The sequence below is a fragment of the Bradyrhizobium sp. LB11.1 genome, assembly GCF_040549385.1.
Taxonomy (GTDB): domain Bacteria; phylum Pseudomonadota; class Alphaproteobacteria; order Rhizobiales; family Xanthobacteraceae; genus Bradyrhizobium.
On the sequence record NZ_JBEPTH010000004.1, the window covers coordinates 428,287 to 440,664 of the forward strand.

13 protein-coding genes are annotated in these 12,378 nt (G+C 63.9%); 7 read left to right on the forward strand and 6 right to left on the reverse strand.

The window, feature by feature from the left end; all coding sequences use genetic code 11:
• Window positions 1-8: 8 nt before the first annotated feature.
• The gene (locus tag ABIA96_RS13365; protein WP_354137510.1) at window positions 9-992 is read right to left on the reverse strand and encodes a glycerophosphodiester phosphodiesterase; all 984 of its coding nucleotides are present in this window, start codon (window positions 990-992) and stop codon (window positions 9-11) included.
• Between the two features lie 157 nt (window positions 993-1,149).
• Between ABIA96_RS13365 and ABIA96_RS13370 the strand changes: the two genes are divergently transcribed.
• Genes ABIA96_RS13370 through ABIA96_RS13380 form a run of 3 tightly spaced genes read left to right on the forward strand, consistent with a single transcriptional unit; the run spans window position 1,150 to window position 4,513 of the window.
• A complete protein-coding gene (locus tag ABIA96_RS13370) occupies window positions 1,150-2,109 on the forward strand; it encodes an acyl-CoA desaturase (protein WP_354137511.1) in 960 nt (319 codons plus the stop codon).
• A gap of 36 nt (window positions 2,110-2,145) precedes the next feature.
• The gene (locus ABIA96_RS13375; protein ID WP_354137512.1) at window positions 2,146-3,528 is read left to right on the forward strand and encodes an MBOAT family O-acyltransferase; all 1,383 of its coding nucleotides are present in this window, start codon (window positions 2,146-2,148) and stop codon (window positions 3,526-3,528) included.
• On the forward strand, window positions 3,503-4,513 hold the full coding sequence (locus ABIA96_RS13380) for a hypothetical protein (RefSeq protein WP_354137513.1): 1,011 nt from the start codon (window positions 3,503-3,505) through the stop codon (window positions 4,511-4,513). The genes ABIA96_RS13375 and ABIA96_RS13380 overlap by 26 nt, the downstream gene beginning before the upstream one ends.
• Window positions 4,514-4,519: 6 nt before the next feature.
• Here ABIA96_RS13380 and ABIA96_RS13385 read toward each other — a convergent pair whose 3' ends face one another.
• Both ABIA96_RS13385 and ABIA96_RS13390 read right to left on the reverse strand, forming a co-directional pair.
• Window positions 4,520-6,220: a fatty acyl-AMP ligase gene (locus ABIA96_RS13385; protein ID WP_354137514.1), complete on the reverse strand. Its 1,701-nt coding sequence runs from the start codon at window positions 6,218-6,220 to the stop codon at window positions 4,520-4,522.
• Between the two features lie 26 nt (window positions 6,221-6,246).
• A complete protein-coding gene (locus ABIA96_RS13390; RefSeq protein WP_148754112.1) occupies window positions 6,247-6,501 on the reverse strand; it encodes an acyl carrier protein in 255 nt (84 codons plus the stop codon).
• A 219-nt stretch (window positions 6,502-6,720) separates the two neighbouring features.
• Between ABIA96_RS13390 and ABIA96_RS13395 the strand changes: the two genes are divergently transcribed.
• Window positions 6,721-6,867 (forward strand): hypothetical protein, encoded by a 147-nt coding sequence (locus ABIA96_RS13395; RefSeq protein ID WP_354137515.1) that lies wholly within the window; start codon window positions 6,721-6,723, stop codon window positions 6,865-6,867.
• Window positions 6,868-7,058: 191 nt separating this feature from the next.
• Here the strand turns inward: ABIA96_RS13395 and ABIA96_RS13400 are convergent, their stop codons facing one another.
• A complete protein-coding gene (locus tag ABIA96_RS13400; protein ID WP_354137516.1) occupies window positions 7,059-7,850 on the reverse strand; it encodes a L,D-transpeptidase in 792 nt (263 codons plus the stop codon).
• Window positions 7,851-8,154: 304 nt separating this feature from the next.
• On the opposite strand from ABIA96_RS13400, the gene ABIA96_RS13405 reads away from it, so the two are divergent.
• Window positions 8,155-8,478, forward strand: a complete 324-nt coding sequence (locus tag ABIA96_RS13405; RefSeq protein ID WP_354137517.1) for a hypothetical protein — start codon at window positions 8,155-8,157, stop codon at window positions 8,476-8,478.
• A gap of 55 nt (window positions 8,479-8,533) precedes the next feature.
• Here ABIA96_RS13405 and ABIA96_RS13410 read toward each other — a convergent pair whose 3' ends face one another.
• Entirely contained in the window at window positions 8,534-9,295 is a 762-nt protein-coding gene (locus ABIA96_RS13410) for an ABC transporter permease (protein WP_354137518.1), read from the reverse strand.
• Window positions 9,292-10,215, reverse strand: a complete 924-nt coding sequence (locus ABIA96_RS13415; RefSeq protein ID WP_354137519.1) for an ABC transporter ATP-binding protein — start codon at window positions 10,213-10,215, stop codon at window positions 9,292-9,294. The genes ABIA96_RS13410 and ABIA96_RS13415 overlap by 4 nt, the downstream gene beginning before the upstream one ends.
• A 278-nt stretch (window positions 10,216-10,493) precedes the next feature.
• Here ABIA96_RS13415 and ABIA96_RS13420 point away from each other — a divergent pair, with 278 nt between their 5' ends.
• Both ABIA96_RS13420 and ABIA96_RS13425 read left to right on the forward strand, forming a co-directional pair.
• Window positions 10,494-11,210 (forward strand): hypothetical protein, encoded by a 717-nt coding sequence (locus tag ABIA96_RS13420; protein WP_354137520.1) that lies wholly within the window; start codon window positions 10,494-10,496, stop codon window positions 11,208-11,210.
• A gap of 220 nt (window positions 11,211-11,430) precedes the next feature.
• On the forward strand, window positions 11,431-12,378 hold the full coding sequence (locus tag ABIA96_RS13425; RefSeq protein ID WP_354137681.1) for a LysM peptidoglycan-binding domain-containing protein: 948 nt from the start codon (window positions 11,431-11,433) through the stop codon (window positions 12,376-12,378).

A 12,378-nucleotide genomic window follows, 5' to 3' on the forward strand; every position in this document is an offset into this window, starting at 1 on the left:
GCTGAGACTTAAGGCTCGACCGGCGTCCCCGCTGGCAGCGCAAGGCCCTTCTCGCCGGCGACCTGTCGCAACAGGTCCGGCCGGTCCGAGATGATGCCGTCGACGCCGAACTCGATCATCCGCGCCATGTCGTCGGGCTTGTTGACGGTCCAGACCACGACGCGCAATCCCTGCGTATGGGCTTCAGCGAGGAGCGCGGCGGTCAAGTCGCCGAAATAGGGCGACCACACCGTGCCGCCGGCGGCCTTGATCGTGCGGGGCAGCGAGCCGCCGTGATCGGCCGGGCTGTAACCCGCCGTCCAGTTGGTCGCCTTGTCGAGGACGATGGTGGGCGCCGAACCGCGCTGCAGCGTCAGATACACAGTCGGAATTGTCGGGGCGTGTTGCTGGACCAGCAGAAGGGTTCGCCAGTCGAACGACTGGATCATGACGCGGTCGGAGAATTTTTCGTCCTCGATCACCCCGAGCAGCTTCGCGACGAAGGCCTGAGGCCCAAGCGAATCATCCGGATGATCCGGATCGATCTTCGTCTCGATATTGAAGCGCACGCGTTCGTTGCCGGATTTGCGCACCAGCGCGAACAGCTCCTTCAGCGTCGGAATGCGGGTCCCCGGCACGGCGCGCTGGTCGGGAAACTGCTTGGCATAGGCGCTGTCCGGCCGGATTTGGCCGACGTCGTAGGACCTGACCTCGGCAAACCGCAGCTTCACGAAGGGTGTGCCGGGCGCAGCGATATAGGCGCCACTCGCATCCCGCGCGAGATCGGGATTGAGCCCGCGCTCATGCGACACTACGACCTCGCCATCGGCGGTCACGCCGACGTCGAGCTCCAGCGTGTTCACGCCCATCGTGAGCGCATTCGCAAAGGCCGGCAGGGTGTTTTCCGGCATCAGCGCCCGCCCGCCGCGATGCGCTTCGAGGTCGAAAGCCATGGCTTTTCCCGAAATAAGAAGTGACAGCATAGTCAAAATCGTCGCAATACGTGACGTCATCACAGTTCCGGTGGCAGGTGAAACGACAGTGCTTGAACGCGGCTGAGCGCGTCCGGCCCATTTATGGCCTTTTGCGCCTGTTGAAACCTGGGGCCGCGGCTTGGGTTGCGTCGGTTCAGCCGGTATGTACTCTAGACGTCGCCTTGGAATCCCCACCGTGCAACAGAAACGTGATCACCGCATCATCCGCAGCCGGCATTTTCACAAGATGCAGCGGCGGCATTTCATCATTTTCGACGTTTTGCCTTTCGTCGGCACGCTGGTTGCGCTGGGCCTCCTGTTCCACCGTCCGATTGGCGTGATGGAGCTCAGTCTGTTCTTTGGCTTCTGGCTGATCGCCGGGCTTGGGTTGACCGTCGGCTATCACCGCCTGTTCACCCATCGCGCCTTTGCCACCTCGACCGCGATGAGCGCGATCCTGATCGTGATGGGATCGATCGCCGGGCGCGGCCCGATGCTGTCCTGGGCGGCCATGCACCGGCGGCACCACGAACTGTCTGACCACGATGGCGATCTGCATTCGCCGCGCCTGCATGGCGATGGCCTGTTCGGCCGTCTGCGCGGCTTCCTGCACGCGCATTTGACCTGGATGATCGCGCACGACTATCCCAACGTCGCCCATTACGTGCCGGATCTGATGGCGAACCGCGCCCTGGTTGCCGTCAACAGCTACTACTATAGTTGGGTCGCGCTCGGCCTGCTGCTGCCGGCGGCGATCGGCGGTCTCGCAACGATGAGCCTGTGGGGCGCACTGAGCGGCCTGCTGTGGGGCGGCGTGGTGCGCATGTTCGTGGTCGAGCAGACCATGTCCGCCATCAACTCCATCATGCATACTTTTGGCGCGCAGCCTTTCGTCACGCGTGACGACAACAGCCGCAATCTCGGCGTGATGGCCTGGCTCGCCTGGGGCGAGGGCTGGCACAACAACCATCACGCCTTCCCGTATTCCGCCGCCTTCGGCCTGCGCTGGTTCGAGTTCGATCCCGGCTTCATCTTCATCCGCGCGCTGGAGGTGCTCGGACTTGCCTGGGACGTCAAGGTGCCGAGCGAGGAGAAGATCGAGCGGCGCATGCTGCGGCAGCCGGGCGATGCGACGCCCGACCTGGAAACAGGCTAGAGGCCGAATCCGGCGATGACGGCGCAGCGCTGAACCATGCTGTTCAACGACTACCCCTTCCTTCTGGTGTTCCTGCCGGCAGCGCTGCTGGTCTACCGCCTGGTCGATCCCTATCCACATTTTCGGATCGGCGTGCAGGTGGCGCTGTCGCTCGCCTTTTATGGCTGGGGCAGTCCGTCCTTCGTCCTGCTCCTGATTGCCTCGATCGTCGTCAACTGGATCGCCTCGGTCGCCTATGGGCGGGCGAAGTGGAACGCGGTGCTGACGTTGGTGATCGTGCTCGATATCGGTGTGCTGGCGCTGTTCAAATACGCCAATTTCCTTCTCGCTAATCTCGGGCATGTGCTGGGCGCCACGCTGCCGACGCTCGACATCGGGCTGCCGCTCGGCATCTCCTTCTTCACCTTCCACCACATCATGTATCTGGTCGATCTCCGGCGCGGCAAGGCGCCGCTTTACGCGCTCGATCGCTATGCGCTCTACATCGCCTTCTTCCCGCAGGCGATCGCAGGCCCGCTGGCGCGCTGGTCGGAGGTGATGCACCAGTTCGGCCGGCAGGTCTACGTGCCAGGCTGGCAGCGTCAGTTCTGCATCGCGATCTGCTTCATCGCGCTCGGCCTGTTCCAGAAGGTCGTGATTGCCGACAGCATCGCGCACCTGCTTGATCCCATTTACACGCAGGCGGCGGCTGGACCGCTCGCAAGTGGCGACGGCTGGCTCGCCTTCTGCTTCTCGTTCCAGATCCTGTTCGACTTCTCTGGCTATTCCGACATCGCGATCGGCCTTGGTCTGCTGTTCGGCGTGCAGCTGCCCTACAATTTCAATGCGCCGCTGCGCTCGACCAACATCCAGGATTTCTGGCAGCGTTGGCACATTACGCTGATGCTGTTCCTGCGCGATTACGTGTTCTTTCCCCTCGTCAATCTACGCTTTCTGCCGCGGCGTTGGCTGCCGGTGCAATTCTTCGGCGCGATGCTGATCACCATGGCGCTCTGCGGGTTGTGGCATGGCGGGAGCTGGACGTTCGTGCTGTGGGGCGTGCTGCACGGCCTCGCGCAGGTCGTTTGCTCGTTATGGCGACGCTATGGCCCGCACTTCCCGTCATGGCTCGGCTGGGCGCTGACCGTGCTGTTCGTGCTGGCAACCGGCGTGATCTTTCGCGCCGGCTCGCTCGATGCCGCCTGGCATGTCTTCGCCGGGCTCGCGCAACCGCTGCCGCTTGCGCGCGGGCAGCACCTCTGGCCGCTCATGGTGGCGCCATTGTTCGCCTTCCTGTTGCCGGCGAGCCAGGACATCGTTGCGTTCTTCACGCGCCGCCCGAACCCCTGGCTTGCGGGCGTGCTCGGGATCTGCCTTTTCGCTTTGTTGCTCCACATGGGTGGTCGGGATCTTCATGAATTCGTCTACTTCAAGTTCTGACACCGATCCCGGCTGGGGGAAGAGCATCACAGTCTGCCTGGGCACACTGATGGGCGCTGCTGTGCTGGTGCTGGCGCTGATGGTGGCCGTCGATCCCTATGACAGCGGCAAGCTCGGCCTGCTCGGCATCGACGGCGTCGACAATCGCCTGACGCAGATCACGGCCGCAAGCCGCGCCCGGGACCCGAATTTCAACGCCGCCATCTTCGGCAACTCGACGGCGCAGATGATCGAGCCGGCGGAGTTGTCGCGCGCGACGGGCCTGCGCTTCGTGCAGCTCTACACCACCGGATCTGTTCCGCGCGAACAGCTCGCGGTGCTCGACTTCTTCCTGCGCAACCACAAGCAGCTCGGCGCGCTGGTGATCGCGGCCGATCCAGGCTGGTGCGTGCATGCGCGGCCGAAGGAGGAGGGCGCGCCGTTCCCGTATTGGCTCTACGACAGCAGCGTCGTCACCTACGCGGTGCGGCTGATCTCCTGGCAGGCGATCGAGCAGGCCTTTCAGCGACTCAGCATCGGGCTCGGCTGGCGGCAGCGGATGAACCCGGATGGCTTCGTCAGCTATGAGGACATCTGGCCGCCCGGCCAATTCAGGGAGGTAGGCTGGCCCCGGGATCCCGCGCCGGCTGCGTCCGCCGAGACGCGGGCGACGTTTCCCGAGATCGCTGCGCTGGAAGAGATCGTCAGGAAGCTGCCGGCCGATGTGCCCATCGTCATCATCGTGCCGCCGACTTTCGCGACCACCGTGCCGAAGCCCGACACGGATGTGGCGCTGGAGCGCGGCGCTTGCGATGCCGCGCTGAAATCCGTCACTGTGGGACGTGCGCGCAGCAACTTCATCAGCTATCGCGTCGACAACGAGCTGACCCGCGATCGCGACAACTTTGCGGATTTCATCCACTATCGCCAAAAACTCGCGCGCCGGATCGAGCAAGGCATTATCGCCAGCCTGCGCGATGGCGAGAGCGCGACGATCGATTTCTGAGCTCGCTCAGCCGACTTCCTCAAACCCACCGTCGAGCCAGAGCCTACGCGCCAGCTTGCGCTGGATCTTGCCGCTGGTGGTTTTTGGCAGCGCGCCGGGACGGATCAATGTGATGTGTCGCGCGGAGAGCTCGTGGCTGTCGGCGACGGCCTCGCGGATCTGGCCCTTGATCTCGGCGGTGTCGATCGAATGGCGCGCGGTGCGCTCGACCTCCTGGACGATGACGAGGCTCTCCTCGCCATGTTCGTCCGGCACGGAAAAGGCCGCGCCGCAGTTTTCACGCAACGCGTTGTCCAGCGATTGCACCGTGCGCTCGATGTCCTGCGGATAGTGATTGATGCCGCGGACGACAATGAGATCCTTGATCCGACCGGTGACGTACAATTCGCCTGATGGATCGAGGAAGCCGAGGTCGCCGGTGCGGAGCCATCGGTCGTCCTCGCCGTCGATTTCCGCCTTCAGTTCACCGCGCGTCGCTGCATCGTTGCGCCAATACGCGCGGGCGACATTGGTGCCGCTGACCCAGATTTCGCCGACGCGGTCGGCGGGAAGCCGCACGCGGCGCTCGGGCTCGACAATGGCGATGTGTTCGCCGGCAAGCGCGCGGCCGCAGCCGACCACGAGCTGGGCGTCGCCAGGATCGACTGGCGCCCCGGCCGTATGAGCCTGAAGCGCACCGCGGCTGACGCTACGTGTCACATGCCCGCCGCCTCGTGTCCCGCCGGAAATCAGCAGCGTCGCCTCCGCCATGCCATAGGCGGGATACATCGCGTGGGAATCGAACCCGTGCGGTGAAAATGTTTCGGTGAAGCGCGCGATGGTGTCGGCGCGCACCGGCTCCGCGCCGTTGAGCGCGATCCTGAGCGAGGACAGATCCACGCCCTCCATCTGATCGGTGCGATAGCGGCTGACGCAAAGGTCGAAGCCGAAATTCGGGCCGCAGGCGACCTCCGCTCGATAATGCGAGATCGCGCGCAGCCAGCCGAGGGGCCGCTGCATGAACGCGTTCGGCGCCATCAGCACGCAGGTCGCGCCGACATAGAGCGCTTGCAGCGCGTTCAGGATCAGTCCCATGTCGTGATAGAGCGGCACCCAATTGACGTAGGTCGATTGCCTGGTGTTGCCGAGCGCGATCCGGATCATCTCGAGATTGGCGAGCAGATTGGCGTGGCTTACCATCACGCCCTTGGGCTCGGAGGTGGAGCCGGAGGTGTATTGCAGGAACGCGATGTCGTCGGGTGCCGGTTCGGGCAAATCGACTGTCGCACCATCCGCCTCGGAGAGATCGACTTCGATCCACCGGATATTCTCCTGCGCGAAGCGCGCTTGCAGGTCACCGCGCAGTGCGAATGCGGTGGTCGTCAACGCCAGCGCAGGCGTGCAATTGGCAAGGATCGCCGCGCTGGAATCGCGGGCGCTGTTTCGTCGCGGCATCATCATTGGCACGGCGATTACGCCGGCCATCAGGCAGCCGAAGAACGCCACCATGAATTCGATGCCCGGCGGAAACACCAGGATCGCGCGATCACCGGGCCGCGCGGCCGGGATCAGGCGCGTGGCGAGGGCGCGCGCGGCATCATGCAATTGACGGAAGGTGAGGGCCGCCTCCTCCGTCCCGCGTTCGGAGACAAAGACATAGGCACGATCGTCGGCCTGCTCCAATGCGCGTCGGGCGAGCAGAGCCACGAGCGAGTGGAAACTGTCCATCTGGGTTGCACCGGCTTCAGCCGCCCTCAGGCGGCGGAGCGGAGCGCGCGCTTGTCGGCGAGAAATCGCGACAGCGCCTCAACCGTAGGGTGGTCGTAGAAGTCGTCCGTCGACAGTTCGAGGTCAAGCTTCTCTTCGAGCTCCATCATGAGATAGACGAGCATCGCCGAATCGAGGCCGAGGCGGCTGAATTTTGTGCCGGTGTCGACGCGGTCCTTCGAGATTCTCAGGATATTGGCCAGCGCCGTAACGCAGAAATCCGAAATCTGCTCGCGTGTCATGTCATTTCCCAGAAACAGTCGGAATGACAATAGGGGCGACCTCAAGGTTGTCAATTTGACCCGAACGCCGCAGCGTTGAAGGTTGGGGACTGTTGCTTTCCTGCGTCGCCTGTTGCTCAATCATGCACATGCGGGCGCGATTTCCCGCGGTCGACAGGAGCCGTAGCCCGCCCTTATCCTCCCAAAGTTGCAGTTTGACGCGCGTGACGGGATTTTCGCATGGGCTGCGCCCGCTTGTTCGCCGCCCTTATTCTCGCGGCCCTGGTCGTATCCGAGCCGACCTCGGCCCAGCTCGGCAATGATTTTGATTCGCTGCTGGCGCAGATCAACGCTGCGACGTCGCAGATGGTGGCTCGCTCGGCTTGACTAGCGGTCGGCGAGCCGCGCGACGCGCATGCGGCGAGCTACGCCAACTTCCTCGGCAAGGTCAGCCTCCACACGCCTGCAGACGATCTCACCGCGACCGGGCCCGAGATCCTCAAGCCGGTCGCCCGCGCCTTCGTCGATGCTGTGCGGAAAATCGTTGAAGGCGGCGATGCCGCCTTCAAATAGTAGCGTCAGTTCTGATAGTAGCCGCGCGGCTGATAGTACTGCCGGGGTTGCTGCTGCTGATAATAGTAGCCCTGCTGGCTATACGCCGGGTCGTAGCCGTAGCCCGGCTGCGGTTGCGGCAACTGCTGGTAGACCTGCGCGCCATTAGGGCGGTTGATCGGGCGCGGCGCCGGATAGCGCGCGCCGGTGTCGCTGCCGTCGGCCGGATAGATGTAATTGTCATCCTGCGACATGTAGCGACGGGCGGGCTGCGCCGGCGGCGTCAGATTCACGGGATCGCCTGAGGTCGCGTACTGCTCCTCAGCTGGTTGCTGGGCGCGGGCCACCGCATTGTTGGTGCGGCCGCGCGGGTTGCGGGCCAGCGCCACTTGCGCCGAACCGGTCAGCGTCACCGTGGTGTTGAGCACGCCCTGTTCCTGCACCAGCGCGTAGAGCGTCGAGGCGTTCTGGCGCGACAGCCGCACGCAGCCATGCGAGGCCGGCGTGCCCAATCGTCCGACCGAGTCGGTGCCATGGATCGCGTGCCCGACCTTGGTGAAGAAGATCGAGTGCGGCATCGGCGCGTCGTCGAATTCCTTGGAGTAGTGATCCTCTTCCATGCGGAAGGCGCGGAACGAGCCAGCCGGCGTTTCGCGCGAGGGGATGCCGGTCGACACCGGCCAGTGGTAGCGGGTGACGCCGTCGACCACGACGGTCATCTGCTGATTGTCCTTGTCGACGGTAATGTCGACCTTGGCCTGCGCGGCGCCCGCGCTCAAAAGCATCAGGGAAGTGAACGCAATGAAAAAGGAACGCATCTGACGTCTGGCCTCCGGCCTGTTCACGCTAGGCGCCGCGGCTCTCCGTCCCCCGGCATGCAATATGCCTGCAATCCGGCTTTCGTTCCAGCGGCCTGCCCAGCCATCGTTAACGTGATGCCGGGCGTAAGCAAGGCCGCTTTGTGCCGCGCCGGCTCTGGCCGTGCTGACATTTTCGCGAGCGGGCATCCGGTCACAACGCCGACAATTCGTCACAAAGGCGCAACCATTTGGCCTTTTCATGCGTTGAATGACGCCTACCAATTGGCGGCAGTCGCCGCCGTCTACTCCCGGGGGACTCAAGATGAACAAAGCTCGTATCGCCGCCGCGCAGTCGCCGGCCGGTTTGCCTGTCCGCCTGCTGTTCGCGGGCGCCGCCCTCCTTCTCGCGCTGTCTTGTCTGCCGCAGCCCAGTCATGCTCAAGGCATCGTTCGCGGCGCCCAGGATGGCGCCTATGAAGGCAATCGGATTGCCGGTCCTGTCGGTGGTGCGGTTGGAGGTGTCGTCGGTGCCGGCGTCGGCGGCGCCGTGGGTGCCGTCGACGGCATTCTGGGCATTCCCTATCACGGCCACCGCCGTTGCCGCGGTTACTATGACGGCTATCACCACTTCCGCTGCTATCGGTAACCTGCCGTCGTCGTTCCGGGTCGCGCGAAGCGCGAACCCGGAATGACGGCGTCGGTCAGCTCTTCAGCCGGTACCCGGTCCGGAAAATCCACCAGATCACGGCCAGGCAAACCGCCAGGAACGTCACCGTCATGCCAATGCTGACGGATACGCTGACATCGGCAATCTCATAAAAGCTCCAGCGGAAGCCGGAGATCAGGTAGACGACCGGGTTGAGCAGCGCCACGGTGCGCCAGGTGGGCGGAAGCATGTCGATGGAATAGAAGCTGCCGCCGAGGAAGGTCAGCGGCGTCACCACCAGCATCGGGATCATCTGCAGCTTTTCGAAGCCGTCGGCCCAGATGCCAATGATGAATCCGAACAGGCTGAACGTCACCGCCGTCAGCACCAGGAAGGCCAGCATCCAGACCGGATGATGAATGTGCAGCGGCACGAACAGGCCGGCGGTGGCGAGAATGATCAGGCCCAGGATGATCGACTTGGTCGCGGCAGCGCCGACGTAACCGAGCACGATCTCGAAATAGGAGATCGGCGCCGACAGGATCTCGTAGATCGTGCCTGTGAATTTCGGAAAGTAGATTCCGAACGACGCGTTCGCGATGCTCTGCGTCAACACCGAGAGCATGATGAGGCCCGGCACGATGAAGGTGCCGTAGCTGACGCCTTCGACCTGGCTGATGCGCGAGCCGATCGCGGCGCCAAACACCACGAAATAGAGTGAGGTCGAAACGACCGGCGAGACGATGCTTTGCAACACCGTGCGCCAGGTGCGCGCCATTTCGAACAGATAGATGGCGCGAATAGCGCGGTGATTCATGACGCCCTCACGAGATCGACGAAGATATCCTCGAGCGACGATTGGGTCGTGTCGAGATCGTTGAAGCGGATGCCGGCGGTGCGGAGATCGCTGAGCAGGCTGGTAATGCCGGTGCGCTCGCCCTTGGTATCGTAGTCGTAGACCAGCGTCGCACCGCCGTCGCAGAGGTCGAGCTCATACTGGCTCAGGCTCTCTGGCAGCGAAGTAACATTGCCCTGCAAATGCAGCGTCAGCCGCTTCTTGCCGAGCTTCTGCATCAAGGTCGCCTTGTCCTCGATCAGCACGATCTCGCCCTTGTTGATGACGCCGATGCGATCGGCCATCTCCTCGGCTTCCTCGATGTAGTGCGTGGTGAGAATGATGGTGACGCCGGATTGTTGAAGCCTGCGCACCACCTCCCACATGCCCTTTCGCAGCTCGACGTCGACGCCGGCGGTCGGCTCGTCCAGGAACAGGATCTGCGGCTCGTGCGAGAGTGCTTTCGCAATCATCACGCGGCGCTTCATGCCGCCGGAGAGCGTGATGATCTTGTTGTCCTTCTTGTCCCACAGCGAAAGGTCCTTCAGCACCTTCTCGATATGCGCAGGGTTCTTCGGCTTGCCGAACAGTCCGCGAGAGAAGCTCACGGTCGCCCAGACGCTCTCGAAGGCGTCGGTGTGCAGTTCCTGCGGCACGAGGCCGATCAGCGAGCGCGCCTTGCGGTAGGATGTCTGGATGTTCTCCCCGCCGACGAGAACCTTGCCCTCGCTCGGATTGGCGATGCCGCAGACGATCGAGATCAACGTGGTCTTGCCCGCACCATTGGGACCGAGCAGCGCGAAGATCTCGCCGCGCTTGATGTCGAGATTGACGTTCTTGAGCGCCTTGAAGCCGGACCCATAGGTCTTGGACAGATTGGCGACGGAAATGATGGAGGACATGGGGGCCGGTGTGGGGGTGGGGAGGGAGGCGCCGGAACCCGCACCCTGGCGGGCGGAGAGCAGCGGAGCCCTGAAATAGGAATGGCCTTGCCCGGTCGCAATTGCCTGAAGAAAAATGGTCTCAAAACAGGCGCTTCAATGGCAAGTTTCAGGCAAGTGTTGCGCGATGGTCACGGGTTGCGGCTAAGATCGCCGTTCACGCGGCTCTTTGTTGCGTCTGCGAGCAGGCCGTGACTACGATTCCGGCCAATTGCCAAGTGTCCCCAGGGAAACAATCGATGAGACCGAACGGCCGTTACGCAGCCGGCGCCAGCCAGTTGTCCACTCTCCGCATGTGGGCGACCTGCCTGCTTGTGCTGTCAGCTGTTGCCATGAGCCCGACCACCGCCAAGGCGGCGCCGAGCCAGGCCGCCGCGACGACGCATGTCTATCTGCTTCGTGGGGTGCTCAACATCTTCTCGCTCGGGCTCGACACGATCGGCGCAAGGCTCCAGGCGCAGGGCATCCCGGTGACCGTCGCGAACTTCGTGTCCTGGTCCTCGCTCGCCGAAGAGGCCGCAGCGAACTACAGGGCCGGCCGGGTCAAGACCATCGTGCTGGTCGGGCATTCCTCGGGTGCGACCGCGCTGCCCGACATGATCGCCAAGCTCAACCGGCTCGGTGTGCCCGTGAAGCTCGCGATCGGACTGGACTCGGTGTTCAAGACCAAGCTGACGACCGGCGCCGAGCGCTACATCAACATCTATGTCGGCGACGGTCCGGGTGAGCCGGTACGGGCGGCATCCGGCTTCCGCGGCAAGCTCGACAATGTCGACGTGCGCGGTAGCGGCGTCGGCCACATCACTATCGACAAAAACGAGGCGATCCAGCGCCGCGTCATCGCCGAGATCGACGCCGCGATCGCCCGCTCGCGCGGTCCGGTTGGACCGGTCGCCGAACCCCGCGCGCCGCGGGCTGCGCGCTCGGCCGCCGCTATGGCGCCGACGAGGAACTGACGCCCATCGCCGGCAACGGCTGACTTCATCGTGCCGCCGTCGACTTCATGGTCGACGGCGGCTTCATTTGGCTGCGCGTTGAAAGGGCCGTCGCCGAACAAGAGAAGGGCTCGCCGCAATAGCGCCGGTCCCGGTTCCGTGCCCCAAAATCCACCCAATCGGTGGTCACTAAGCCTCGCGGGGGAGGCGCCTGCCTCCCGTGGTGGGACTGCGGGACTTGATGATTGATCCAAGGCGACTTGTGGTGTTGGCAGCTTTTGCGCTGCTCGCCTTGAACCCCGGTCTGGCCGCGGCCTCGCCGGCCAAGCCGAAGGCGATCCCGGCTGTCACACCGCCACCTCCAGCGCCGCCAGCCGAGCCGCTGCCGCCGCCGAAGATCTACTTGTTCCGCGGCGCCATGGGGCCGATCTTCTCGACCGGCATGGACCGGCTCGAAGAGAAACTGACGAAGGCCGGTTTTTCGGCCAACGTCTACGAATTCACCATCTGCCGATGGATCGGCGATCGCGCCATCTCCAGCTACAAGGAATCGCCGGCGCCGATCGTGCTGATCGGCCACTCCATGGGTGGCCTGTGTTCGATCATCATCTCCGAAATGGCGGCCAAGGAGAACATCCCGATCAGCCTCGTCATCACCATCGACCCCGCCCATGCGACCGACGACGTGCCGCTCAATGTCGAGCGCTTCATCAACATCTTCCTCTCCGATAGCGTGCTCGGCGGCGGCAACGTGGTGGCAGTGCCGGGCTTTCGTGGCCATTATGCGAGCTACGATTTGAAACAGAACAGTCGCGTCTCGCATATCAACATCGAGAAGTCGGACGACATCCACCGACAGATCGTCGACATGGTGACGCAGTTGCCGCGGATCCAGGCGGCGCAGACCGAGGCCGATGCGGTGCCGCTGCGCTATCTCGTGCCGGGAGACACGCTGGTCGAATTGTGGGACAGCGGCGTGCGTCTGCCGGTCCGCCGCGGCGACACCATGGAGAGCATCGCCGCGGCGAACCGCGTGCCGCTGTGGGCGCTGGCGCAAAGCAACTCGCTTGCAGAGAACGCGACGCTGACCCCGGGCCAGTCCATCATCGTTCCGCGCCATCTGATGCCGCCCGACGCCGCCGCCGCGATGGCGGTGCCGCCGGCGGTGGCACCTTCGGGGCGGAAGTAG